Here is a 25770-nt window from a genome sequence, read left to right as displayed (position 1 = left end):
GAGGGAAGTCCCGCCTGGGGCGGGATCGACAGGTTTCTACAGAATTTCGGAGTTGTGTTATGGCTGGCCATTCCAAGTGGGCGAACATCAAGCACCGCAAAGAGCGTCAGGATGCCAAGAAAGGCAAGATTTTCACCAAGTGGATTCGCGAGCTGACCGTCGCTGCGCGCCAAGGTGGCGGTGACCCGGGTTCCAACCCGCGTTTGCGCCTGGCCCTGGACAAGGCCCTCGGCGCCAACATGAGCCGCGACATCATCGACCGCGCCGTGGCCCGTGGTGCCGGTGCGGCCGATACCGACGACATGGTCGAGCTGAGCTACGAAGGCTACGGCCCGGGTGGCGTGGCGGTGATGGTCGAGTGCATGACCGACAATCGCAACCGTACTGCGGCCGCCGTGCGCCATGCATTCAGCAAGTGTGGCGGCAACCTGGGCACCGACGGTTCGGTGGCCTACCTGTTTGAGCGCAAGGGGCAGATTTCCTTCGCGCCGGGCGTTGACGAAGATGCACTGATCGAAGCCGCGATGGAGGCAGATGCCGACGACGTGGTGACCAACGAAGACGGTTCCATCGACGTGTTTACCTCGTTCGCGGGTTTCTACTCTGTGCGTAACGCTCTGGAAGCAGCCGGTTTCAAAGGTACCGATGCGGAAATCGTGATGCTGCCCACCACCAGCGCCGAGCTGGACCTGGATGGGGCGCAGAAGGTGCTCAAGATGCTCGACATGCTTGAAGACCTGGATGATGTACAGAACGTCTATTCCAATGCCGATATCCCGGAATCGGTAGCCGAACAGCTAGGCTGAGGAATGATGCAGATCTAATGTGGCTGCGGGCTTGCTCGCGAAGGCGGTGTAACAGTCAACTTATCGACTGACTGACACATCGCCTTCGCGAGCAAGCCCGCTCCCACATTTTGATCTTCGCTAGATCAAGAATTTTTTACCCAATCCGCAGGCGTTATGACTCTAATCCTAGGTATCGACCCCGGTTCGCGAATCACCGGCTTTGGCGTGGTCCAACAGACCCCGCGAGGCTGCGTTTACGTGGCGTCGGGCTGTATCCGTACCGGCGCCGGCGAGCTGGCCGAACGCTTGCAGATCGTTTACCGCGGCGTGCGTGAAGTGATCCAGACCTACGGCCCGGTCACCATGGGCATCGAAAAAGTGTTCATGGCAAAAAACGCCGACTCGGCTTTAAAGCTCGGCCAGGCCCGCGGTGCGGCCATCGTTGCCGGTGCCGAGGAGGGCATGGAGATCGCTGAATACACCGCGACCCAGGTCAAGCAAGCCGTGGTCGGTACCGGTGCCGCGAATAAGGAGCAGGTGATGATGATGGTCATGCACATGCTCAAGCTCACCGCCAAACCGCAAATCGATGCCTCTGACGCCCTGGCCATTGCCATTTGCCACGCCCATACCCGCTCCAGCCTGATGCCCCATGGCCTGGGTACGGCACGCAGTCGTGGCGGCCGGCTGCGTCTCTGATAGCATCAGCGCAATCATTCTGCGTGGGGTGCATGAACGGCCTGTACTGTCGGCCGGCATGCCCGCGTTATTACCGGTCAGGCCTTGATCTGAGCCGATTCTTAAGGATTCGAACGTGATTGGACGCTTGCGCGGCACCCTGGCTGAGAAACAGCCGCCGCACCTGATTTTGGATGTAAACGGGCTGGGCTATGAGCTGGAAGTGCCCATGACCACCCTCTACCGCCTACCGTCGGTCGGTGAACCGCTGACCCTGCACACCCATCTGGTGGTGCGCGAAGACGCACAATTGCTCTATGGTTTCATTGGCAAGCGTGACCGGGACTTCTTCCGTGAGCTGATCCGCCTCAACGGCGTGGGCCCGAAGCTGGCGCTGGCGCTGATGTCGAGCCTCGAAGTCGATGAGCTGGTGCGCTGCGTGTCGGCCCAGGACACCTCGGCGCTGACCAAGGTGCCAGGTGTTGGCAAGAAAACCGCCGAGCGCTTGCTGGTGGAACTCAAGGACCGCTTCAAGGCCTGGGAGGTCGTGCCGAGCATGTTCGCCCTGGTGCCTAACCAGCCGGATGCGCCGGGTGTGCCGGTGGCCAGTGCCGAAAGCGATGCAGTCAGCGCGCTGATCTCCCTGGGCTACAAGCCCCAAGAGGCGAGCAAGGCCGTGTCGGCCATCAAGGACAAGAACCTGAGCAGCGAAGACATGATCCGCCGCGCCCTGAAGGGAATGATTTAAGTGATTGAAGCTGATCGTCTGATCGCGGCCACCGGCCCCCGTGACCGTGAAGAAGTCCAGGACCGGGCGATTCGCCCCCTGAGCCTTGCCGAATACATCGGCCAGCCCACCGTGCGTGAGCAGATGGAGCTGTTCATCCAGGCTGCGCGCGGGCGTAGCGAATCCCTGGACCACACGTTGATTTTCGGTCCGCCGGGCCTGGGCAAGACCACCCTGGCCAACATCATTGCCCAGGAAATGGGCGTGTCGATCAAGTCCACCTCCGGCCCTGTGCTGGAACGCCCAGGTGACCTGGCGGCGCTGCTGACCAATCTCGAACCCCACGACGTACTGTTTATCGACGAGATCCACCGGCTTTCGCCCATCGTCGAAGAAGTGTTGTACCCGGCCATGGAAGACTTCCAGCTGGACATCATGATTGGCGAAGGCCCGGCCGCGCGCTCGATCAAGCTCGATTTGCCGCCGTTCACCCTGGTGGGGGCCACCACCCGTGCGGGCATGCTGACGAACCCGCTGCGAGACCGTTTCGGGATTGTTCAACGTCTAGAGTTCTATAGCACGGCGGATCTGGCGACTATTGTCAGCCGTTCGGCGAATATCCTCGGCTTGCCCCTGGACCCGGAAGGCGCGTTTGAAATCGCCCGTCGCGCCCGTGGTACGCCGCGGATTGCCAACCGATTGCTGCGACGGGTGCGCGACTTTGCCGAAGTGCGGGCCAAGGGGCATATCACCAAACCCGTGGCAGACCTGGCGCTGAACCTGCTGGATGTGGATGAGCACGGCTTTGATCACCAGGACCGGCGCCTGCTGCTGACCATGATCGAGAAGTTCGACGGTGGCCCGGTGGGTGTGGACAGCCTCGCGGCAGCCATCAGCGAAGAGCGGCACACGATTGAGGATGTACTGGAACCGTACCTGATTCAGCAGGGCTACATCATGCGTACGCCGAGGGGGCGTGTGGTCACCCGGCATGCGTATCTGCACTTTGGGTTAAACATTCCGTCACGATTGGGCGAGATGCCCGTAGTAGACGAATTCCTCGATGCAGTAGACGATTAAAAACGCTTGGCGATTCGATTTATTCGGCGTTTGTGCTGTCCTAGTGGCTGGCGTCGTCATTCTTTCGTTAGAAATGTGCCACAGAATGAAAAACAGTTGCCTGGCCGGATTGGCAACCTGAGGAGTAAGCACTAGAGTATGCGCGCGCAAAACGGGGATCAGTCGTTCGCACATCGCTGTCGCGTTTATTACGAGGACACCGATGCCGGCGGCATCGTTTATTACGTCAATTACCTAAAGTTCATGGAGCGGGCTCGAACCGAGCGGCTACGGGAGCTGGGCTTTGCCCAATCCCAGCTGGCAGGGGAGGACCTGTTGTTTGTCGTGCATTCCAGCGAGGCGCGTTACCACGCGCCGGCGCGACTGGACGATGAATTGCTGGTCAGCGCAGAAATAACCGAATTGAACCGTGCCAGCCTGCGCTTTAAACAGCAGGTCAGGCGGGCTACGGATGCAACGCTGCTCTGTGAGGGGCAGTTCCTGGTGGCCTGTGTTCGCACCAATAGTTTGAAACCCCGGGCCATTCCCGAAGCTCTACGCACGGCCTTTGCCGGCGTGAGCGGCGCGGGTAAACATTCAGAGCAGGAGATTTAGCGTGGAACCTACCGTCGTCGACCATTCCTCCATGTGGAGCCTGGTCAGCAATGCCAGTGTCGTGGTTCAACTGGTGATGCTGATCCTGGTAGCCGCATCGGTTACTTCTTGGGTCATGATTTTTCAGCGCAGCAACCTGCTGCGTGCCGGTCGACGTGCCCTGGAGAGCTTCGAAGAGCGCTTCTGGTCGGGTATCGACCTGTCCAAACTGTATCGCCAGGCCGGCAGCAACCCGGACCCGGATTCGGGCGTCGAGCAGATCTTCCGTGCCGGCTTCAAGGAATTCTCCCGTCTGCGCCAGCAGCCAGGCGTTGACCCGGAAGCGGTCATGGAAGGCGTGGCCCGTGCCATGCGCGTAGCGATTTCCCGCGAAGAAGAAAAGCTTGAGCAAAGCCTGCCGTTCCTCGCCACCGTAGGTTCCGTCAGCCCGTACATCGGCCTGTTCGGTACCGTGTGGGGGATCATGAACTCCTTCCGTGGCCTGGCCCAGGCCCAGCAAGCGACCCTGGCCACCGTGGCCCCGGGTATCGCCGAAGCGCTGATCGCCACCGCCATCGGCCTGTTCGCAGCTATTCCCGCAGTAATCGCCTACAACCGTTTTGCCGCTCGTGGCGAAACCTTGATCAGCCGTTACTACACCTTCGCCGATGAATTCCAGGCGATCCTGCACCGTAAAGTGCACACCAGCGAAGAATAAGCAGGTAATTCCCAATGGCTTTAATCGCTCGAGCTCGCAAAAAGCGCAAGCCGGTCGCCGAGATGAACGTAGTGCCTTACATCGACGTGATGCTGGTGCTGCTGGTTATCTTCATGGTGACCGCGCCGATGCTCAATCAGGGCGTGAAGGTTGATCTGCCCAAGGTTTCCAGCGAAGCCTTGCCGCAGGACAACAACACCCAGGTCCTGACCATTTCGATCAAGGCTGACAAGACCTATTACTGGAACCTTGGCAGCGAAGTCGACACTCAGAAACAGCAGGACAAGGCCATGACCTTGCCGCAGATGACTGATGCTGTGACCAAGATCATTCGCGCCGGCAACGAAGGTGGCAAGCACACCCAGGTGTTCATCCGCGGCGACAAGGTCGTCGACTATGGCTCCGTGATGGGCGCCATGGGCGGGCTGCAGAAGGCCGGCGTCGGTAACGTTGGTTTGATTACCGAGGCGCCCTGATGCACCAACAGCGAGAGCCGTCCGCCTCGGAAAGCTTCTTCTGGCCTAGCGTCTGGGCGATTGCCCTGCACGTCCTGGTGTTTGGCATGCTGTTTGTCAGCTTTGCCATGACCCCGGACCTGCCGCCAGCCAAGCCGATCGTGCAGGCGACCCTGTATCAGCTGAAATCGAAAAGCCAGGCCACCACCCAGACCAATCAGAAGATTGCGGGTGAGGCCCAGAAGTCGGCTGCGCGCCAGACTGAAGTCGAGCAGATGGAACAGAAGAAGGTCGAGCAGGAAGCGGTGAAGGCTGCTGCGGAACAAAAGAAAGAAGAGGCGGCTCAAAAGGCCGAGGAATCGAAAAAGGCTGACGAGGCGAAGAAAGCTGACGAGGCTAAAAAGGCTGATGAAGCCAAGAAAGCCGATAAAGCTGCCGAAGCCAAGAAGGCTGAAGAGAAACAATTGGCTGATATAGCCAAGAAGAAATCTGAAGAAGAAGCCAAGAAAGCTGCTGAAGAAGAGGCCAAGAAAAAGGCCGCTGAAGACGCGAAGAAAAAGATAGTCGAAGACGCGAAGAAGAAAGCCGCGGACGACGCCAAGAAGAAAGCTGAAGCTGACGAGGCGAAAAAGAAAATCGCCGACGATGCGAAGAAGAAAGCTGCCGCCGACGCCTCCAAGAAAAAGGCCCAGGAAGCAGCACGTAAATCGACCGAAGACAAAAAGGCCCAGGCCTTGGCCGATTTGCTTTCCGACACGCCGCAGCGCCAGCAAGCCTTGGCCGATGAACGTGGTGACGAAGTCGCGGGCAGTTTCGATGACCTGATTCGTTCACGGGCAGCGGAAGGGTGGACCCGTCCTCCTTCGGCACGCAAAGGCATGACAGTAGTGCTGCAGATCGGCATGTTGCCGGACGGCACGGTGACCTCGGTCAGCGTGGCCAAGTCCAGTGGCGACGGTTCGTTCGACAGTTCGGCGGTAGCAGCGGTCAAGAACATTGGCCGGTTGACCGAGATGCAGGGAATGAAACCAAGCGACTTCGCTCCCTACCGTTCATTCAAGATGACATTCACACCTGAGGATCTAGCCTTGTGAGAAACCTTCTTCGAGGAATGCTTGTCGTTATTTGCTGCATGGCAGGGATAGCGGCGGCGGATGAAAAGAACATCCTGGTCACCAGCGGTAGCGATCGGGCCACCCCGATCGCCGTTGTACCGTTTGGCTGGCAGGGCGGCAGCGTGCTGCCGGACGACATGTCGCAGATCATCAGCGATGACCTGCGCAACTCCGGTTACTACGCACCGATCGACAAAGGCAACATGATCAGCCAGCCGACCCAGGCCAGCGAAGTCATCTTCCGCGACTGGAAAGCGCTGAACGCCCAGTACCTGATGGTGGGCAGCATCACGCCTGCCGGCGGTCGCCTGCAGATCCAGTACACGTTGTTCAACGTTGCGACCGAGCAGCAAGTGCTGACCGGCAGCGTGTCGGGCACCACGGATCAACTGCGGGACATGGCGCACTACATCTCCGACCAGTCGTTTGAAAAGCTGACCGGGATCAAGGGTGCCTTCTCGACTCGCCTGCTTTATGTAACGGCGGAGCGTTTTTCGGTAGACAACACTCGCTACACGCTGCAGCGCTCCGACTATGACGGCGCTCGCGCAGTGACGCTGCTGCAATCCCGTGAGCCGATCCTGTCGCCACGCTTTGCACCCGATGGCAAGCGTATCGCCTATGTATCCTTTGAGCAGAAGCGTCCACGAATCTTCGTTCAGCACATTGATACCGGTCGCCGTGAGCAAATCACCAACTTTGAAGGCCTGAATGGCGCGCCAGCATGGTCGCCGGATGGTTCGCGCCTGGCATTCGTATTGTCCAAAGATGGCAACCCGGACATCTACGTGATGAACATGGCTTCGCGCCAACTGAGCCGTGTTACCAGCGGCCCGGGCATCAACACCGAACCGTTCTGGGGCAAGGATGGTTCGACCATCTACTTCACCTCGGACCGTGGTGGCAAGCCGCAAGTCTACAAAACCAGCGTGAGCGGCGGCGGCGCCGAACGAGTGACCTTTATTGGTAACTACAACGCTGCACCGAAGCTTTCGGCTGATGAAAAGACGTTGGTGATGATTCACCGTCAGGATGGTTTCACTAATTTCCGGGTTGCGGCCCAGGATTTGCAGCGTGGAACGGTAAAAATCCTTACAGATACCAACCTTGATGAGTCAGCTACTGTTGCGCCCAACGGCACCATGGTAATCTACGCCACCCGCCAGCAGGGCCGGGGAGTCTTGATGCTCGTGTCCATTAATGGACGCGTAAGGCTCCCGCTTCCTACCGCACAAGGCGAAGTCAGAGAACCGTCCTGGTCCCCTTACCTGAACTGACGCGGCGCTACAAAAAGAAGTACTTAACACACTGGGGTTCATTAGGAGTTTCACGATGGAAATGCTGAAGTTTGGTAAGTTTGCTGCTCTGGCTCTGGCTCTGTCCGTAGCCGTTGGTTGCTCGTCTAAAGGCGGCGACAATGCCGGTGAAGGCGCAGCTGTTGATCCAAACGCTGGTTACGGCGCTAACACTGGTGCAGTTGACGGCTCCCTGAGCGAAGAAGCTGCTCTGCGCGCTATCACCACTTTCTACTTCGAATACGACAGTTCGGACCTGAAGCCAGAAGCCATGCGCGCTCTGGACGTTCACGCGAAGGACCTGAAAGCTAACGGCGCTCGCGTTGTTCTGGAAGGTAACACCGACGAACGTGGTACTCGTGAGTACAACATGGCACTGGGCGAGCGTCGTGCGAAAGCCGTTCAGCGCTACCTGGTACTGCAAGGTGTAGCTCCAGGCCAACTGGAACTGGTTTCCTACGGTAAAGAGCGTCCAGTTGCTACTGGCCACGACGAGCAGTCCTGGGCTCAAAACCGTCGCGTCGAACTGCGTAAGTAATTCGTCATGCGAACGTGCCGTCGTGCTCTAACTGTATTGGCTCTCAGCCTGGCACCGCTTGCGGTGTGGGCTGCGGTTCCTGTGGAAGATAGCAACTCTGGCTATAACAATAGCGGGAGCAGTTATCCGCCAGCGGGTTATGGCACGAACGGCGCCTATGCCGGGGGCGCGGCTACGGCCGCGCCTTCGGCACAGGGCGAACTGTTCAACCAGCTGCAACGCATGCAGGATCAATTGTCGCAGCAACAAGGCACGATTGAAGTTCTGCAGAATCAAGTGAACCAGCTGAAGCAAGAAGGCCTGGAGCGTTACCAGGATCTTGATCGACGTATTGGAGCCGGCGTTACACCAGCCGTCACTCCTGAGAATTCTTCTGCCGGTGGCGCCGCAAGCGCCGCCGGTGGTGCAGCAGCAGGGGCCGCGGCGGCGAGCCAAGCCCCTGCCGCCAGCAGCGAACCGGGTGATCCGGCGAAGGAAAAGCTGTATTACGACGCAGCCTTCGACCTGATCAAAGCCAAGGATTTCGATAAGGCCAGCCAGGCTTTTACCGCATTCCTGCGCAAATACCCGAACAGCCAGTACGCGGGCAACGCCCAGTACTGGTTGGGTGAGGTGAACCTGGCCAAGGGTGACCTGCAAGGTGCAGGTCAAGCGTTTGCCAAGGTCAGCCAGCTGTACCCCAAGCACGCCAAGGTGCCGGACTCGCTTTACAAACTCGCTGACGTAGAGCGCCGCCTGGGTCATACCGACAAGGTCAAAGGCATTCTGCAGCAGGTGGTGGCCCAATATCCGGGTACCTCCGCCGCTCAGTTGGCTCAGCGGGATCTGCAACGCATGTAAGCGTTGCAACCCGTTCAGAAGAAACCCGCGCCCTGCGCGGGTTTTTTCGTTAGAATCCACGCCCTTTTATGACACACGCTTCCTGGGGTTTACGCGTTGGCGGAATTCCTTGAAGTGCCTGACGGAGGCGGACAGCCTGTTTAGCTGTTACGCCCGTGGCGACTATGCAAGACACATTACGTATCACCGAAGTTTTTTACTCGTTGCAGGGTGAAACGCGCACTGCCGGGCTGCCCACTGTATTTGTGCGCCTCACCGGTTGCCCGCTGCGTTGCCAGTACTGCGACAGCGCCTACGCCTTCAGCGGCGGCACCGTGCGTACCCTTGACGACATTCTCGAGCAAGTAGCCGGTTACCGACCGCGCTATGTCTGTGTTACCGGTGGCGAGCCACTGGCACAGCCTAATGCCATTCCGCTGCTCAAGCAGTTGTGTGACGCCGGTTACGAGGTGTCCCTGGAAACCAGCGGCGCCCTGGATATTTCCGCGGTAGACCCTCGCGTCAGCCGGGTTGTTGACCTCAAGACCCCGGGTTCCAAGGAAGCGCACCGCAACCGCTACGAGAACATCGAGCTGCTGACGGCCAACGACCAGGTCAAGTTCGTCATCTGTTCCCGTGAAGACTACGACTGGGCGAACTCCAAGCTGATCCAATATGGCCTCGACCGCCGCGCCGGCGAAGTGCTGTTTTCCCCAAGCCACCATGACCTGAATGCGCGTGACCTGGCTGACTGGGTCGTCGCAGACAATCTGCCGGTGCGCTTGCAACTGCAGTTGCACAAGTACCTGTGGAACGACGAGCCGGGGCGCTGAGATGACTGATCAAAAGCGTGCGGTCATTCTGCTGTCCGGCGGCCTCGACTCGGCCACCGTGGTTGCCATGGCCCGTGCCGAAGGCTACAGCTGCTACACCATGAGCTTCGACTACGGCCAGCGCCACCGCGCCGAGCTTGATGCCGCGGCCCGCGTCGCCCGCGACCTGGGCGTGGTGGAGCACAAGGTGATCGGGCTGAATCTAGGCGGCATGGGTGGCTCAGCCTTGACCGACAGCACCATCAACGTGCCCCAGGCTCCCAGCCAAGGCATCCCGGTGACCTACGTGCCGGCGCGCAACACGGTCTTTCTGTCCTTGGCCCTCGGTTGGGCCGAAGTGCTGAGCGCACGCGACATCTTCATCGGCGTTAACGCCCTGGACTACGCCGGTTATCCGGACTGCCGTCCCGAGTACATCGAGTCGTTCGAGCGCATGGCCAACCTCGCTACCAAGGCCGGTGTAGAAGGGCAGGGCTTTCGCATCCTGGCGCCGCTGCAGAACCGCAGCAAGGCCGATATCGTGAAGGCTGGCGTAGGACTCGGCGTCGATTACTCGCTGACTGTTTCCTGCTATCAGGCGGACAATCACGGCCGTGCTTGTGGGAAATGCGACAGCTGCCGACTGCGTGCAGAGGGCTTCCAGGCGGCCGGAATTACTGACCCAACGCGTTATTTCTGATTTATTTCAAATAAGGTGTTGAATAATCCTTAGAAATCAGTATTATACGCGCCACCACACAGCGGGTCGTTAGCTCAGTTGGTAGAGCAGTTGGCTTTTAACCAATTGGTCGTAGGTTCGAATCCCACACGACCCACCATTTTTGGCGGTTTAGAAAATCCGGAAGGCCCACGCAAGTGAGGATTTCCGGGTTTTTTTTTGCCCAACAAAAGCCGATCACGCTCAGCGCCGAGAGTGATCGGCTTTTTTGTTTTAAACCTAGCCAAACCGCCCGGTGATGTAGTCCTCGGTCTGCTTCATCTTCGGCTTGGTGAAGATCTCATCCGTATTGCCGTGCTCAATCAGTTCGCCCATGAACATGAACGCCGTGCTGTCGGATACCCGCGCGGCCTGTTGCATGTTGTGGGTCACGATGATCACCGTGTATTGCTCTTTCAGCTCGGTGATCAACTGTTCGATACGCCCGGTGGAAATCGGGTCGAGTGCCGAGGTCGGTTCATCCAGCAGCAAAACCTGCGGCCGCAGCGCAATGGTGCGAGCGATGCACAGGCGTTGCTGCTGCCCGCCTGAGAGACTCTGGGCGCTCTGCTTGAGTTTGTCTTTCACTTCATCCCACAGGGCGCCGCCGCGCAGGGCCTGCTCCACACGGTCATCCATTTCCCGGCGTGAGAGCTTTTCATGGTGGCGCACGGCATAGGCGATGTTGTCGTAGATCGACATGGGGAACGGCACCGGCTTCTGGAAGACCATCCCGACATGACTGCGCAGGCGATTCATCGAGTAGCCGGGGGCGAGGATGTTTTCGCCGTTGAGCAGCACTTCGCCGCGGGCTTCCTGCTTCGGGTACATCGAGTAGATGCGGTTGAACACCCGCAGCAAGGTCGACTTCCCGCAACCCGATGGACCGATGATTGCGGTGATGCGTTTTTCCGGAATATCGATGTCGATGGATTTCAGCGAACGCTGGTTGTTGTAGAAAAACTCCAACCCACGGACACGGATTTTGGTTTTTTCAGGATCAAGGCGGGTCGATTGCATCAGTGGGACCTATTGCGCAAAAGAATCAGGCGAGACAGCAAGCTCAGCACCAGCACGAACATCGTCAGTACCAAGGCGCCTGCCCATGCGAGGGAGTGCCAGTCATCGAAGGGGCTCATGGCGTACTGGAAAATAACCACCGGCACGCTGGCGATCGGTTTGAGCAGGTTGCTGCTCCAGAACTGGTTGCCGAAGGCAGTGAACAGCAGCGGGGCGGTTTCGCCGGTAATCCGCGCCAGCGCCAGCAGGATGCCGGTCACCACGCCGGCCTTGGCGGCTCTCAACACGATCTGCAACGTCAGCTTCCATTGCGGCACGCCCAAGGCCAGGGCGGCCTCACGCATGGTGGAGGGCTGCAGTTGGAGCATCTCGTCGGTGGTCCTCACCACCACCGGAATCACCAGCAGTGCCAACGCCAGGGCGCCGGCAATGGCAGAGAAACCGACCTGGTGATTGGTCAGCAGGTTCAGCGGCAGGATCACGCCGGTGTAAATGAACAAACCGAGGACGATCGAGGGTGCGGACAGCAGAATGTCGTTGATGAAACGCACCGTGGTACCCAGGCGCGAATGCCGTGCGAATTCCGCCAACCAGATACCGGCCATCAGCCCAATGGGCGTGCCAATCAGCAGCGCAATCCCGGACATCAGGGCGCTGCCATAAAACGCATTGGCCAGGCCGCCGTCTGTTCCGGGTGGCGGTGTCATCTCGGTAAACAGGCGCAGGTTGAGTGCCTGAAAGCCGTTGATGATGGTGGTCAACAGAATCCACGCCAGCCACAACAGGCCAAAGGCTGTGGCGCCACAACTGAGCAGCATGGCCACGCGGTTCTTGAAGGCACGCTTGCGGTACAGGCGTTCGTTGCTGTTCATAGGCCCTCCTTGCGTGACAGGCGCATGAGCATCAGCCGCGCCAGTGCCAGCACCACGAACGTCACGATAAACAGCAGGAAGCCCAGGGCGATCAGCGCCGAACGATGCAGGTCGGTGTAGGCCTCGCTGAACTCGTTGGCGATGACCGATGCGATGGAGCTGCTGGGCATCAGCAATGAGGCGGAGAACTGTTGCGCATTACCCAGCACGAACGTGACGGCCATGGTTTCACCCAGGGCGCGGCCGAGGCCGAGAAACACCCCACCAACCACTGCCGAACGGGTGTAGGGCAACACGATGTCCCACACCACTTCCCAGGTAGTGCTGCCCAGCGCGTAGGCCGACTCTTTCAATTGAGTCGGCACACTGCGGAAAACCTCATGCATCACCGACGTGATGAACGGCGTAATCATGATCGCCAGCACAATGCCGGCGGTCAGCATCCCGATGCCCAGCGGCGGCCCCTGGAACAGCGAGCCAATAAACGGAAGCGCACCCAGGTAATCGTTGATCCAGGGTGACAAGTGTTCTGCCATAAACGGCCCGAAAACAAACAAACCCCACATGCCATAAATGATCGAGGGAATGCCCGCGAGCAATTCAACGGCGGAGGCGACCGGCATTCTCAGCCAGGGCGGCGCCACTTCGGTGAGGAAAATCGCGATGCCGAAACTCACGGGCACCGCAATCAGCAACGCCAGGAAGGAGGTGACCAAGGTGCCGTAAATCGGTACCAAGGCGCCGAAGTGGTTGTTGACCGCATCCCACTCGGTGCTGGTAATGAAACCGAAACCGAAGGTCTTGAAGGCCAGGCCGCCGCCCCACAATGTCGAGGCGGCGATGCTTGCCAACAACAGCAAGACCAGCATGGCGGCCCCGAACATCGAGCGTTTGAACCACAGGTCGTTACGCTGATCGCGAGCGGCGCGGCTGTCACCCGACACATCGCTCGCGTGAGTGGTCATGGCCAGAGGATGGACAGTTTCGTTCATATCAGATGTGCTCACCCCCTTGCTCAAGCGGGTGCCTGGCAAGGGGGTCATGGGAGGACGGATCAGTGGGCGAAGTCGGACTTCCAGTAACCTTCGATCCGGGTCACGAGGGAATCAGGCAACGCGACGTAGTCCAATGCCGCAGCCTGCTGTTGACCTTTCTCCAACGACCATTTGAAGAAGTTGAAAGCGGCCTGGCTTTGCTCGGCGTTCTTTGCCTGCTTGTACATGATGATCCAGGTGGTCGCCGTGATCGGCCACGCGTTCTCGCCCGGTGCGTTGGTCATGATCAGGTTGAAGTCTTGGGCGTTGGCCCAGTCGGCGGTATCCGCCGCTGCCTGGAAGGCCTTGGCGTTGGGCTCGACGAATTTGCCGGACGCGTTCTTCAGTGAGGCGTAAGTCATCTTGTTCTGCAGGGCGTAGGCGTATTCAACAAAGCCGATGGAATTCTTGATCTGCTTTACGTAGGCCGAAACACCTTCGTTACCCTTGCCGCCCACACCGACTGGCCACGGCACGGTGGTGCCGAAACCGATTTTGCTTTTCCAGCCATCACTGACTTTGGAGAGGTAGTTGGTGAAGTTGTACGAGGTGCCCGAGCCGTCCGAGCGGTGGACCACGGTGATATTCGCGCCAGGCAGCTTCAGGCCGGGGTTGAGCGCGGCAATCGCCGGGTCGTTCCAGGCCTTGATGTCACCGAGGAAAATCTTCGCCAGCACCTCGCCATCGAGTTTCAGTTGGCCTGCTGCAACGCCTTCGACGTTCATCACCGGCACGATGCCGCCAATCACGCTGGGGAACTGGCCGAGGCCGCCGGCCTTCAATTCATCCACCGACAGCGGTGCGTCGGAAGCACCGAAGTCCACGGTCGCCGCCTTGATCTGGGCGATGCCGCCGCCAGAACCGATGGACTGGTAGTTGATCCGGTCATTGGAATTCTTGCTGTATTCCTGGGACCACTTGGACAGTACCGGGTAGACGAAACTGGAGCCTGCGCCCGTGACGTCAGTGGCGTGAGCGACACCACTCAGGCACAGGGCAGTGAACAACACTGACAGACTCTTTTTGGTCAGCAACATCACGACGACACCTCAAAGGAAAGGGTTAAGTGGAGGGCTCCACCTGTCAAAGACGTGACGATTTAATTCCTGGGATGTTTCTGTTTGATGACGGTTTGGCTTTATGAAGAAACATTTAGAAATGTTTGCTCCGGTGAAGGCGGGCGTGCTCGTCTCCACCGGAGCAGGGTTGCTTAGTGGGTGCCTTGATCGATCCCCGCCTGCAACTCCTGGCTGTCACTGTGCCCGCCAACCCGCAGCGGTCCGAGGTTGATGGCTTGATCCTTACGCGTTGCGTCGTCCTGTTTGCGCGTCAGTTCATCCTTGGCGCCGAGCGCCAGGTTGACCGGTGACTTCGAGACGTTCAGCCCGACATCCGCGCGATAATCGCTGCCCGTCAACGTGGTGGCTTTTACCGCAGAACCACCCAAATCGACTTTGCCTTCCGAAGCCCCGATGCGCGCACCGGTCAGCCGAGTCTCACCACCCACCTGCAAGTTCACGCCTTGGGTACCGCTGATGCCCGAGGCCTGAGTGACGCTGTCCTTGGCGACGTGGCTGACGTCCAGGTTCAAGGTCGGGGTGTAAGCGGTGGTGCCGCTCTTGTCGCCGAACAACACGCTTTCTGCGGTATTGGCCACCGAGCTGCCGGTGGTGTTCTTGCCGCTGACGGCGTAGCTGTCACTGGTTTTCGGCCAGAGCTTTTCCTTGACGCTGGACAGGCGCGTGCCCAAGGCGTCCTTCTTGTCGGTGAGGTAAGTCTTGGCCTGATCCACGCGGGTACCGAAGGCGCCACGAGGCTCGGGGTTCACGTCGTAGCTACCGCTGCGGGTAAGTTTTTCGCCCAGTCGCTCCTTGGCGTTGCCGACGCTGTTGACCACGGTGTCCTTGGCCGAGGCCAGGTGTTCGGTGCCCTTGTCGACGGCGTTCTCGAGTTTTTCGCGGTGCTTGTCGAACGCGCCTTCCGCCTTGGCCTGCACTTTGTCCTTGAGGGGGCCGGTGGTCTTGGCGAGTTTGTTGACCACGCCGGGCTGGTTTTTCTCGACGTCCAGCTTGGCATCGACGTTGACCTGGGTACTGCTGACATGATCCTTGCGGCTCTCGACCATGAGGTCGCCCCCGATCTTGCCGCTCACCTGATTCGCATCGATCCGTGCCCCGGACAACCGGGTATCACCGGCACTGTTGATCACCACGGTGTCGGCCTTGATCTGGCTGTCGTGCTGAGTGGTGCCTTGCAGGTAATCGACGTCGACCTTGGCCCGGGCATTGATGCCGTGCTGGGTCTTGGGTGTGTCGTGTTCACCCGCGTTGGCCAGGGTTGTCTTGCCGCCACTGCCGCCCGCGCCCAAGGTCACGCCCCAGCTGTCGTGGGCCTGGGTCGATTGCGCCGACTCCTGCAGGATGCCGCCATTTACCGCGTCGAGGCGCACGTTGCCGGCTTCGATTTGCGTGCCTTGCAGGTGGATGGCATCAGCGCTGTTGCCGCCGCTGGCGAGTGTCACGTTGCCGTTGCTGTGCAACTGCCCGACGCTCACAGTCTGGTCGTTTTCCGCGCCCTTGCCGATGTTGAAGTTGGCGCTGAGGCTCCCGGTCTTGCCACTGCTTTCAGCGCTGCTGGTCTTGCCGGCGCCGACGTTCAGGCCACCGCCCAGGTTGCTGGCACTGCTGACGTGGTGATCGGTGGCAGCTTGCAGGTCCAGCTTGCCCCCGGCGGCGAGATTGATGTCACCGGTCTTGGCGGTGCTGCTGCCAATCCGGGTGCCTTGCAGGGTCAGGTCGGCGCCGCTGTTGAGTTGGACCGGACCTTTGCCCTGGAGGGTCGCGACCCGGGCCTGGCTGTCCTGGGTGTCCAGGCGCTTGTTGTCCAACTGCACGCCGGCACCGAGGTTGACGTTATTGCCGTTGGTGCCCGGCGCCGTGCCCACGGTCAGCGAGCCGTTGCCGCGCAAGGTGCTGCTGGTTTTGCTATGGGTGTCGTTGGCTTGATTCAGCGCCAACTCGCCGCCCGTCTTGAGGTCGACCCCGGCCTGGCCGCCGTTGAACTGGCTGCCTTCATAACGCGCATCGCCCTTGACGTCGATGCTCACGCCCTGGGCTCCGGCGTAGCTGCCGACCACTGCCGTGCTGCTGGATTCGCGTACGTCACTGCTGCCGCCGGCGCCGCTGCCGCGCACGTTCAAGTCTTCACCCGTGGTGGTGTAGACCCGCACGCCGGCCTTGGCGTCCACGCCTTGCTCGCTGCTGCTGTGGGTATTGGCGGCGGCGGTGGCAAGGTGGCTGCCGGCATCGATCTTCAGGCCGCCATCGGTGGCGCGGTATTGAGTGCCTTCATCCTGCAATTTGCCGGCGACATTGACCTGCACCGTGCCGCCAGTGAACTGGCTGACCACTGCTGTGCTGTCCTGCTGTGTGCGGGTCTTGTTGGTATGGCCGACTTCAACATCGAGCCCGACATTGGGTTGTTCGAACGCGTCCAACAGCCCTGGCTGATGAAACTTGCTTTGGGCCACACCTTCGATGGCTTTTTCGATGGGCCGGGTGATGCCTTTGTATTCGACATTGGCGCCGACATCGGCCGTCCAGCCATTCTCCTTGTGGGTGCTCGACTCGCTGTTATGCGCCGCCTGGTTGTCGACCTGGGCAGCGTTGACCTGCAACCCGGAACCGGCCTTGACCTGTGCGCCCTGGCTGGCGAGGGTGTTGCCAGCATTGACGGTCAGCTTGCCGGCCGCCGCTACGCTGGTGGTTTGCGCGGTGGTGTTGCTGCGGGTGTCGTGGCTGCTCTGATGGCTGAACTGTGCGCCGCTGCCGGCCTTGTCGAGGCCGCCGGTGTAATAGACACCGCCGCCGGTGGTGGTCTGCTCGGTGGTGTTGGCCGTGCTGTCATGAGTCGCCAGCAACTCGACATTTTTCCCGCTCAAGGTTGCATCACCCTGGGTGGCCGTAAGGCCAGAACCCTCGACGCTCAAATCGCCACCTGCGGTGACGGCCAGGGTGCCGCCGCTGAGGCTGGAGGCTTGTTGGCGTGTGGTGTCGGTGTGACTGGTTTTCTGCTGGTCTTCGTAGCTCACGCCCGCGCGGTACTGGCGAGTGCCGTCGGCGGTTTCCTTGGCGTAGCCATCAAAACCCCGGGTGTGAGTGCGGGTGGTGTCGCCGGAGGTGTTTTCCGCCGACGCGATCTTGATATCACCCTTGGCGTCAGCCGTCAGTTCGCCTGTGGCAGAGACCTTGGAACCACTGACTTCGATGTCCTTGGCGCTGCGCAGTGCGAGGTTACTGTCCGAGCGCAGTTCGCTGGCGACCACGGTGCTGTCTTTGAGGTTCTTGCGGCTTTCGTCCTTGGAGATCCCGAAGAACTTGCTGTCCTTGCTGTAGCGGTTGTCGTGGGACGTGTCGCGCACGCCATCAATCACCAGCGAACCCTTGTCGCTGATGACGCTGGCCTGTGTGCCGCCACGGGCCTGGCTGCCGCTGATGCGCACTTCATCGGCCTTCACGATCAGCTTGCCGTCGGCGTTGACCTTGCTGCCGGTATTCAGGGTTTTGCCCTTGTCGCCATCGCCCTTGGAACCGAATAAACTGCCGCCCACCAGGTCTCCGGAGTACCCGTTGTCCCGGCTGCTCTGGGTGCGGCTGGCGCTGGTGATTTCCACTTGCCGGGCGGCCAGTTGAATATCCCCCGGGGTTTTCAGTTCGGCGCCTTGCAATTGCAGGGTCTGCCGACCGGTCAGTTCCAGGTTCTTGCCAGCCTTGAGGCTGCTGGTGACGCTGCGTTGTTCGCTGGCGGACTTGTCCCAGTCGGCTTTCCACAGGTGCTTGCGGTGGTTGCCATGGTCGCGGGTTTCATGGGTCTCTGTCGCAGCGGTCAGGCGCAAGTCTGCGCCGCTGTTGACGCGCACGGTGTCGCCGGCCTCGACGTGGCTGGCCTTGATCTCGGTGTTGGCGCCTGAAGACAGCGCGGCATTCTGCTGCGCGACGACGCTGTTGCCGTGCTGGCGCGAGTCCTTGTCGGTGGTGGTGCGGTCATAGGTTTCGTAGGTGAAGAGGAAGTTGCTGTTGTTCCACTGCTCACGCTTTTCCTGGAGCTTGCGGCTTTCGAGGCTGCTCAGGGTCAGGTTGCGGCCAGCGTCGAGCTTGACGTTGCGCCCGCCAACATCGGTGGCGGCCAAGTTCAAGTCCTTGGCGCTGTGCAGGTCGACATCGCCCTGGCGGCTCTGCACCCCGGCGCGGGTGGCTTCGAGGCTATTGGCGTGTACCTGGCCGCTGATGCCGAGGTCGCCGGCCGAACGGATGTTCACGCCGTCCCGCCCATCCACTTGCACGGCACCCACACGTACGCCGGCACCTTCGGCGGTGCTGACGATATTGATCCGCCCGGCCTGCATCGCACCGAACAGGCTGGCGTCGATACGCTGCTCCCCGGTCTTGCTGGCCGGGTCTACCTGGCGCACCTGGCCGCTGGCAACGTCGACCTGATTGCGCCCGACGGTGAGGTTCAATTGATCACGGGCGCTGAGCCGGCCTTTGCTGTCGATGCGCGGTGCGATCAGGTTGATCGAGCCGTCACGGTTTTGCAGGCCCTGGGCTTGCACCGTCAGTTGGCCGTTTGCATCACGGGTGTCCAAGCCTTGCAGCTTGCCATCGATGAGCTCGGGACGGCCGACGACCAGGCTGGCGTTGGGGGTGTTGATGAAGCTGCCGCCGTTGACAGAAATACCGTTCGGGTTGGCCAGCACATAATCGGCCGCCCGGCCAAAAATCTCCTGCGCACCGTTGAGGGCCGAGGCGTTACGACTCACCACTTCATTGAGGATCACGCTCGCTGCCTGGCCCTGGAACTGCGGGTTGGCCGCCAGGTGCCCGGCGAGTTGGGATTGCCCGGCCTGCAAGGCGTTGTTCAGCACCACGCCTTGGCGGTCGACGTTGTAGTCGAGAAACTGGTTGTGGGACAGGCCGCCGGCATTCGGCGCGACGATATTGACGATGGGCACGCCCGCCTGGTTTTGCAGTTGCGGGGTGCCGCCGGGCCCTTCGACGACGGTCAAGCCGCCGGCCAGTACGAGTTGAGGTAACAGGAACAGGCTGGCGATGGCCCAGCGCAGTTTGCCCTGTGGAGAGAGGTGAAAGGCATGCGTGTTAGTCGGCATAAATAGTCTCGCTCTGTTGGCTGATCGGTGAAGTGCGTCGTTCGGTGCAACGCTGCTGTGCTGATCAGGTGCTGCGGTTATTTCAGGCAAATCAGGTGTTGGCTCATATCTGCAAACTAAGGCGCGTCAGCCAGACCTCCGGCTCTTGGGCAAAACCCGCGGGGGTGTTCAAGTTGCGTTGGTAATCGAGGTCGAGTTGCACGTTCTTCCAGCTCAGGTTGAGCCCGGCACTGGCGCCGCTCAGGCGTTGGCTGCGGGCGCCGTATTCACGCTTGACCCAGCCGTTGTCCAGGCCCAGGCGCGGGGTGATCTTGAACGGCAGGTCGTTGTTGAGCGGCAGGCGCAAGGTGTTGCGCCACACCGCACCGATGGCGCCGGACGCGCTGTTGTCGCGATAGCCGCGCACCGCCGAATCGTCAGTGACCAGCAGTTGCTCGATGGCAGGCAATGCGTCCGGGCTGTATTGCACCGAAACTTGGCTCTGCCATTGCCACGGTTGCCCCCTGAGTTGGCCGTTGCGCCATTGGGTGAGGTTGGCGCGGTACTTGTGAAATTGCGCCTGGGGCAGGTTTTTCACCACTTGATCGGCATCGCGGTCGGCGCCGAACCAGGTCAGGCCCTGGGCGTAATTCACGTCCAGGTTCCACACTGCGCTGTTGAGCCAGAACAGATTCACACCGGCCTCGGCCACGGTCAGCGTCGGGCTCTGGATACTCAGGCGAACCTTTTGCAGGTAGCTGTCGACGTCCTTGTAAGCCAGTTGCAGGTTGGCGCTCAGTTGATGGCCCTGGTCGCGCCACAACACCCGGTCGGTGCGCAGGCTGACTTGATCGGTGCGGCCGCTGTTATAGAGCGTGGTGCGGCTGAGCTTGAAGGGCGAGCGGTACTCGGCATGGCTGGCGAACAGGCTGTAGGTCCAGTAACCGTAGGGGATGGAATAAAACAGGCTGTTGCTGCGGCTGTAACGCGGGCCGTGGTTGAGGGTGTCGCTGAAGCTCAGGTTGAGCGCGTCGTTGAGTTGCAACGGGCTGTCCAGGCTCAGGCTGATGGCATTGCGATCACGGCCGGTGCCGGCACTGCCGAGGTTGTCGACGCCAAGTCCCAACGACCACCGCGAGGCAGTGCTGCGCGAGCGCAGGATGATCCGTGAGGCACCCGCTGCGCTGCCGGGGGCGATGTCGGCGGTGAGGTCTACCGAGCGCAGGCGATTGAGCTGGTCCAGGCCTTGTTCCAGGTCCCGCAGGTTCAGCGGCTCGCCGAGCATGCCCGGGAATGCCCCGCGTAACGACACGGGCAGGCTCTGGTCGGCCAGCTCGATGGCTTCGACGTAGCCTTCTTCGACATGAATAGCCAGCGGCTGACCGGCGGCCGGAGTGCTGGTCAGATACGGGCGGCTGGCGATGTAGCCGGCCTCGACATACAGGCGGGTGATTTCGGCCAGCAGGCGGTTGATCTGCGCGACGCCCATGCACGGCGCCACATAGGGCTCGATGCGCGTGTTCAGTACAGCCTTGTTGAACAGCGTGACACCGGCCACGCGGGTACCGCGCAAGGGCCAGCAGCGTTGATCCTGAGCGGTGTTCGCGGGCAATGCTGGCGTCGCCGGCGACGGTGCGAAACTGCCTCGCTGGAGTTGCCGCTGACGCTGTTCCAGTTGCAGTTGCTGCAAGTCGCGCTGCTGTTGCTGCTGCAAGCGCAGTGCTTCCTGGCCAGGCACTGGCCCATCGGCGGCGGCTGCCGGCAGCGTGCACAGGCAGAGCAGGGCCGTGACCAGTTTGTGGGTGCAGCTGTGGCGTTTGGTTGAGGGCTGATTCGGCACTCGACATCCTTAACGTAGAAATACGCACGATCCATGCCCCTGAACCAGGCGGTTAACCCAGGGGCTTGCCATAGTTGAGCCATCATTAAACGGATTGTTACATCGGAGGCAGGATTTATTACGTAAAACGTTGGGAATGCCGTGTTATTCACAAAATAAATGCACAAGGGTGGTGCAAGAAGGGCAGGTAGGTGCTTAATGTAGGTTGGTTTTTCGGGCTTTGGTCGTCAGGAGGGGGCGAGGAGGGCTTTTCTATTGTTGCAGTACGGGCGCTTAATCATTTTGTTTATACGTGGCTGAAAAGGCAGCCCCGGTCTTGGTGAGAGACCGGGGCTGCTGTGTTTCAACTCAGTTTTGGCTGCGCACCAGAATCGATTCATCGATTTGGGCAATCGACGTGACCCCGGTCAGCGTCATGGCCACGCGCATTTCCTTGGCGAAGATATCCAGCAGGTTTTCCACGCCACGCTGCCCGTCGGCGGCCAGTGCATACGCTTGCGCACGGCCCAGCAGTACGCCCTTGGCGCCCAGCGCGAGCATGCGCACCACGTCCAGCCCCGAGCGTACGCCGGAGTCCACCAGCACCGTCAGATCGCTGCCTACGGCTTGTACGATAGGTGCCAGCGCCTTGGCCGTGGACAGCACGCCATCCAACTGGCGGCCGCCGTGGTTGGAGACGACGATGCCGTCGGCGCCAAAGCTCACCGCGTCCTTGGCATCCTGGGGGTCGAGGATGCCTTTGATGATCATCGGGCCTTTCCAGAATTCGCGAATCCACTCCAGGTCCTTCCAACTGATGGACGGATCGAAGTTGTTCGCCAGCCAGCCGATGTAGTCCTTCAACTGCGTGGGTTTGCCCAGGTATTTGGAGATGTTGCCCAGGTCGTGGGGGCGCCCCAGCAGGCCAACATCGAAGGCCCAGGCCGGTTTGGTCATGGCCTGCAGTATTTGACGTTGCGGGCCGTAGGCACCGGACATCCCCGAATGAGCGTCGCGATAGCGCGCGCCGGGGGTGGGCATGTCGACGGTGAACACTAGGTTTTTCACCCCGGCGGCCTGGGCTCGCTCCAGGGCGTTTTTCATGAAGCCGCGATCTTTCAGCACATACAGCTGAAACCAGATGGATTGCGGGCTCTGGGACGCCACTTCTTCGATCGGGCACACAGAAACGGTCGACAGGCAAAACGGAATGCCCTTGTTCGCCGCCGCCTTCGCCGCCTGCACTTCACCACGCCGGGCAAACATGCCGGTCAGGCCCACGGGGCTGAGCACCACCGGCATCGCCAATGGCTGGTCGAACAACGTGGTTTCGAGGCTCAGGCTTTCGACGTTGCGCAGGATGCGCTGGCGCAGGCTGATATCGGACAGGTCCGAACTGTTGGCCCTGAGGGTGTGTTCGGCGTAGGCACCGCCGTCGATGTAGTCGAACAGGAAACGCGGCAGTTTGCGGCGGGCGGCTTCGCGGTAATCCGATGCGGACGAAATGATCATGAACAGTGATGCCCCGGAATGAAGAAACGGTGGGGGGAGGATAGACAAACGCCTTTCATGGTAAAAACAACTTTTCCAACTTGATTCAAGTCGAAAACGGAATACTCATGAACCTTCGTACGCTGTTGGCCTTTGTCGAAGTGGTACGCCAGGGCAGCTTCTCACAGGCGGCCGAGGTGGTTTCACTCACGCAGTCTACCGTGAGCAAGGCGGTCAAGACCCTGGAAGATGAATTGGGCACACCGCTGTTCAATCGCATCGGCCACAAGAGCGAACTGACAGCCGCCGGCGAAATTGCCTACCGTCGCGCCTTGGTGTTGCTCGCCGAGCGCAGTGACTTGGTGGCCGAGATCAATGACCTGCTGGGGCTCAAGCGCGGTGTCTTGCGCATCGGCTTGCCGCCGGTGGGCAGCGGCGTGCTGTTTGCGGCGATGTTTGCGTTGTATCGACAGCGTTATCCGGAAATCGAGATCGAGCTGATCGAGCACGGCAGCAAGAAGCTCGGCGAATGCCTGGAGGCCGGGGAGGTGGATCTGGCCGCGTTGCTGGTGCCGGTGGCGGGGGAATTTGAATATCAGGACGTGCGCGTCGAACCGCTGATGGTGGTGATGCCGATCGACCATCCATTGGCCGGGCGCAAAAGCGTCGACTTTTCCGACCTGGCCGACTCGCCATTCATTCTGTTCGAAGCCGGGTTTGCGCTTAACCGGATTATTCTCACGGCCTGCGAGCGCAGAGGCGTAGTCCCGCGCATCACCGCCCGCAGCGCGCAGATCGACTTTATCGTCGACCTGGTGGCCGCGGGGCTGGGGATCGCGTTTCTACCGAGCATGCTGGCTTACAAGCACCTGCACGCCGGCATCGCGCTGATTCAGCTGGACGAGCCTCAGACCGATTGGCACATCGCCCTGGCCTGGCGGCGACAGGCGCATCTGCCACCGGCGGCGCGGGCCTGGCTGGACTTGGCCCTGGAGATGGGCAATGTTCCAGACACGGCCCAGCCTGCGGTTTAGCTTTGTGCGATCAGGGGCAGGCGGCTGTTGACGACTTTTTGCAGCAGCAGGGCCAGCGCCTCGGTGGAATATGGCTTCTGCAGCAAGACAAAACGGCTGGCCTCTTCCTGAGCGATACGCGCGTATTCGTCGTTGTAACCGGTGGTGAGCACCACCGGCAGCCACGGATACAGGGCCTCGATCGCGTCCAGTAACTCCAGGCCGCTCATGCCGGGCATGGAGATATCCGAGAACACCACCTGGAAGCTTTCCGGGTTGGGGGCGAGCGCTTCCAGCGCGCTTTGGGCATCGGGCACCCACAGCACGTGAAAGCCCATCTGTTCCAGGGTCTGCGAGGTGTACAGGCCGACATCGGCGTTGTCCTCGACCATCAGCACGCACAAGCCCGAGACGATAGGCGAGGTGCTGGTGGCCTGAGGCGCCGGCATGGCGCTTGGCTCGACCTTGGGCAGGTACAGGGTGAATTGGCTGCCGGCGCCGCACTCGCTCCGCACCAGGATTTCACCGCCCGATTGCTTGGCGAAACCGTACACCTGGGACAAGCCCAGCCCGGTGCCCTGGCCGATGCCCTTGGTGGTGTAGAAGGGCTCGAAGATAGCGTCGAGTTTCTCCGGCGGGATACCCGACCCGGTGTCCGCCAGTTCGATGGTCACGTAATCGGCGATGCGTACCGGATGAGCGCGTACCGAAGGTAGCCAACTGGCCGTCGAGACAGTAATCGTCAACTGCCCGTTGCCGGCCATGGCGTCCCGGGCGTTGACCACCATGTTGACCAGGGCGGTGTCGAACTGGCTTTCATCGGCGTTGATAAAGCAGGCATCGTCGGGTACCTGGATGCTCACCTTGACCCGCGAACCGGTCAGGCTGTCCATCATCTCGCCCACCCGCTTCACACTTTCGCCGACATTGAACACCTCTGGCCGCAAGGCCTGGCGGCGGGCGAACGTGAGCAGTTGGGCGGTCAGGCGGGCTGCGCGGTCTACGGTGCTGGCGATGGCTTCCACGTATTTGATGCGGCGCGCTTCGCTGAGGGCGGGCGGTTTGAGCAAGTCGGCGCAGGACTTGATCACCGTCAGCAGGTTATTGAAGTCGTGTGCGACACCGCCGGTGAGTTGGCCGATGGCTTCCAGTTTCTGTGACTGGCGCAGGGCATCTTCTGACAGGCGCAGGGCTTCCTTGGCTTCTTCCTCGGCCTGGATGTCGCGGCCCACGGCATGGATGTAGTCGCTGTCGGGCACGGCCGTCCAGGCGATCATGCGGTAGCTGCCGTCCTGGTGGCGGTAACGGTTCTTGAAGTTGGGGAAGTTCTTGCCGTCCCCCAGGCGACTGACCGCCGAGGATGAGACGGCCAGGTCGTCGGGGTGGACCAGGGCCAGCAATTGGCTGCCCACCAGGTCGTTTTCGGCGTGGCCGAGCATGCGGGTCCAGGCCGGGTTCACGGCGGAGATCACACCGTCGAGTTGCGCCACCAGCATCAGGTCTGGTGACAGGCGCCAGATCCGGTCGCGGTCGCGGGTGCGTTCGATCACCCGCTGTTCCAGGGACTCGTTGAGTTTGCGCAGGGATTCTTCGGCTTCGCGCAGGGGCGTGATGTCCCGGGAAACACAGAGGATCTTCTCCGGCAGTCCGTCACTGCCCATGATCGGGCTGACGTTCACATGCCACCACTTCAGGTTGCCGGCCAGGGTATTGGCGGCGCCGATGAAGCTGGCGTTGTGACCATTCCGGGCGGCTTGCACGGCGGCCTTGGCGTCGAGATTACCCTGGTCCTGCCAGAAGTCCGGCCAGGGGCAGCCGCGAATCGCGTTGAAGTCGCTGACTTCCATGATCTGCTTGCCGCCTTCACTCATGAAGGTCAGGCGCGCGTCGAGGTCCAGCACCTTGATGCAGTCGTTGATGCTGGCAAGCACGCGCTCAGTGAAGGCTTCGCTCTGATCCAGGCCCGCGACGGACAAATCGCTGGCACCCGTTTCGGGTGGGCGATGTGTTTCTGAACCCTTCCCGATAGTGCTATTCATTTGAGTGCTGCCGCGCGTGTT

General features: G+C 60.6%; 22 protein-coding genes and 1 tRNA gene. 15 read left to right on the top strand and 8 right to left on the bottom strand.

Features of this window, described 5'->3' with window-relative positions:
* The first annotated feature begins 59 nt into the window (after positions 1 to 59).
* The 14 genes from ACA046_RS25760 (at position 60) to ACA046_RS25695 (ending at position 10437) form a co-directional block, all read left to right on the top strand.
* The gene (locus ACA046_RS25760; RefSeq protein WP_003209810.1) at positions 60 to 806 is read left to right on the top strand and encodes a YebC/PmpR family DNA-binding transcriptional regulator; all 747 of its coding nucleotides are present in this window, start codon (positions 60 to 62) and stop codon (positions 804 to 806) included.
* A 156-nt stretch (positions 807 to 962) separates the two neighbouring features.
* Positions 963 to 1487 carry a crossover junction endodeoxyribonuclease RuvC gene (gene ruvC / locus ACA046_RS25755; protein WP_003209812.1) on the top strand — a complete coding sequence of 175 codons (525 nt, stop codon included), beginning with the start codon at positions 963 to 965 and terminating at the stop codon, positions 1485 to 1487.
* Positions 1488 to 1602: 115 nt separating this feature from the next.
* Complete coding sequence (gene ruvA, locus ACA046_RS25750) at positions 1603 to 2214, top strand: Holliday junction branch migration protein RuvA (RefSeq protein ID WP_010169952.1); 612 nt, start codon at positions 1603 to 1605, stop codon at positions 2212 to 2214.
* Positions 2215 to 3273: a Holliday junction branch migration DNA helicase RuvB gene (ruvB, locus tag ACA046_RS25745; RefSeq protein ID WP_071484352.1), complete on the top strand. Its 1059-nt coding sequence runs from the start codon at positions 2215 to 2217 to the stop codon at positions 3271 to 3273.
* Positions 3274 to 3411: 138 nt separating this feature from the next.
* A complete protein-coding gene (gene ybgC, locus ACA046_RS25740; RefSeq protein ID WP_258347410.1) occupies positions 3412 to 3867 on the top strand; it encodes a tol-pal system-associated acyl-CoA thioesterase in 456 nt (151 codons plus the stop codon).
* A gap of 1 nt (position 3868) precedes the next feature.
* Positions 3869 to 4564: a protein TolQ gene (gene tolQ, locus ACA046_RS25735; protein ID WP_048727035.1), complete on the top strand. Its 696-nt coding sequence runs from the start codon at positions 3869 to 3871 to the stop codon at positions 4562 to 4564.
* Positions 4565 to 4587: 23 nt separating this feature from the next.
* Complete coding sequence (gene tolR, locus ACA046_RS25730; RefSeq protein ID WP_161635741.1) at positions 4588 to 5040, top strand: protein TolR; 453 nt, start codon at positions 4588 to 4590, stop codon at positions 5038 to 5040.
* On the top strand, positions 5040 to 6113 hold the full coding sequence (tolA, locus tag ACA046_RS25725; protein ID WP_017475681.1) for a cell envelope integrity protein TolA: 1074 nt from the start codon (positions 5040 to 5042) through the stop codon (positions 6111 to 6113). The genes tolR and tolA overlap by 1 nt, the downstream gene beginning before the upstream one ends.
* Positions 6114 to 6130: 17 nt before the next feature.
* Complete coding sequence (gene tolB / locus ACA046_RS25720) at positions 6131 to 7411, top strand: Tol-Pal system beta propeller repeat protein TolB (RefSeq protein ID WP_173860414.1); 1281 nt, start codon at positions 6131 to 6133, stop codon at positions 7409 to 7411.
* A gap of 55 nt (positions 7412 to 7466) precedes the next feature.
* Positions 7467 to 7967, top strand: a complete 501-nt coding sequence (gene pal / locus ACA046_RS25715) for a peptidoglycan-associated lipoprotein Pal (RefSeq protein WP_003209827.1) — start codon at positions 7467 to 7469, stop codon at positions 7965 to 7967.
* Between the two features lie 6 nt (positions 7968 to 7973).
* Entirely contained in the window at positions 7974 to 8807 is an 834-nt protein-coding gene (ybgF, locus tag ACA046_RS25710) for a tol-pal system protein YbgF (RefSeq protein ID WP_497675236.1), read from the top strand.
* A 164-nt stretch (positions 8808 to 8971) separates the two neighbouring features.
* Positions 8972 to 9619 (top strand): 7-carboxy-7-deazaguanine synthase QueE, encoded by a 648-nt coding sequence (queE, locus tag ACA046_RS25705; protein ID WP_076017424.1) that lies wholly within the window; start codon positions 8972 to 8974, stop codon positions 9617 to 9619.
* 1 nt (position 9620) lies between these two features.
* The gene (queC, locus tag ACA046_RS25700) at positions 9621 to 10298 is read left to right on the top strand and encodes a 7-cyano-7-deazaguanine synthase QueC (protein WP_497675235.1); all 678 of its coding nucleotides are present in this window, start codon (positions 9621 to 9623) and stop codon (positions 10296 to 10298) included.
* A gap of 63 nt (positions 10299 to 10361) precedes the next feature.
* Positions 10362 to 10437 (top strand) — tRNA-Lys (locus ACA046_RS25695).
* Between the two features lie 119 nt (positions 10438 to 10556).
* On the opposite strand, the gene pstB is transcribed toward ACA046_RS25695, so the two are convergent.
* The 7 genes from pstB to lldD form a co-directional block, all read right to left on the bottom strand.
* Complete coding sequence (gene pstB, locus ACA046_RS25690) at positions 10557 to 11336, bottom strand: phosphate ABC transporter ATP-binding protein PstB (protein WP_003209835.1); 780 nt, start codon at positions 11334 to 11336, stop codon at positions 10557 to 10559.
* Positions 11336 to 12208, bottom strand: coding sequence for a phosphate ABC transporter permease PstA (gene pstA / locus ACA046_RS25685; protein WP_010169939.1), 873 nt, complete (start codon positions 12206 to 12208; stop codon positions 11336 to 11338). The genes pstB and pstA overlap by 1 nt, the downstream gene beginning before the upstream one ends.
* On the bottom strand, positions 12205 to 13200 hold the full coding sequence (gene pstC, locus ACA046_RS25680) for a phosphate ABC transporter permease subunit PstC (protein ID WP_083676737.1): 996 nt from the start codon (positions 13198 to 13200) through the stop codon (positions 12205 to 12207). The genes pstA and pstC overlap by 4 nt, the downstream gene beginning before the upstream one ends.
* A 62-nt stretch (positions 13201 to 13262) precedes the next feature.
* Positions 13263 to 14279, bottom strand: a complete 1017-nt coding sequence (pstS, locus tag ACA046_RS25675; protein WP_459023321.1) for a phosphate ABC transporter substrate-binding protein PstS — start codon at positions 14277 to 14279, stop codon at positions 13263 to 13265.
* 173 nt (positions 14280 to 14452) lie between these two features.
* Entirely contained in the window at positions 14453 to 19408 is a 4956-nt protein-coding gene (locus ACA046_RS25670; protein ID WP_497675234.1) for a hemagglutinin repeat-containing protein, read from the bottom strand.
* A 103-nt stretch (positions 19409 to 19511) separates the two neighbouring features.
* The gene (locus ACA046_RS25665; protein WP_497675233.1) at positions 19512 to 21227 is read right to left on the bottom strand and encodes a ShlB/FhaC/HecB family hemolysin secretion/activation protein; all 1716 of its coding nucleotides are present in this window, start codon (positions 21225 to 21227) and stop codon (positions 19512 to 19514) included.
* A gap of 348 nt (positions 21228 to 21575) precedes the next feature.
* On the bottom strand, positions 21576 to 22718 hold the full coding sequence (lldD, locus tag ACA046_RS25660; RefSeq protein ID WP_497675232.1) for an FMN-dependent L-lactate dehydrogenase LldD: 1143 nt from the start codon (positions 22716 to 22718) through the stop codon (positions 21576 to 21578).
* A 107-nt stretch (positions 22719 to 22825) separates the two neighbouring features.
* On the opposite strand from lldD, the gene ACA046_RS25655 reads away from it, so the two are divergent.
* Positions 22826 to 23731, top strand: a complete 906-nt coding sequence (locus ACA046_RS25655) for a LysR family transcriptional regulator (protein ID WP_497675231.1) — start codon at positions 22826 to 22828, stop codon at positions 23729 to 23731.
* Here ACA046_RS25655 and ACA046_RS25650 read toward each other — a convergent pair.
* Positions 23728 to 25749, bottom strand: a complete 2022-nt coding sequence (locus tag ACA046_RS25650; RefSeq protein ID WP_497675230.1) for a hybrid sensor histidine kinase/response regulator — start codon at positions 25747 to 25749, stop codon at positions 23728 to 23730. The genes ACA046_RS25655 and ACA046_RS25650 overlap by 4 nt on opposite strands.
* Between the last annotated feature and the right edge of the window lie 21 nt (positions 25750 to 25770).

The organism is Pseudomonas sp. LBUM1641, assembly GCF_059716235.1.
This window is presented reverse-complemented; position numbering and strand designations above follow the sequence as displayed.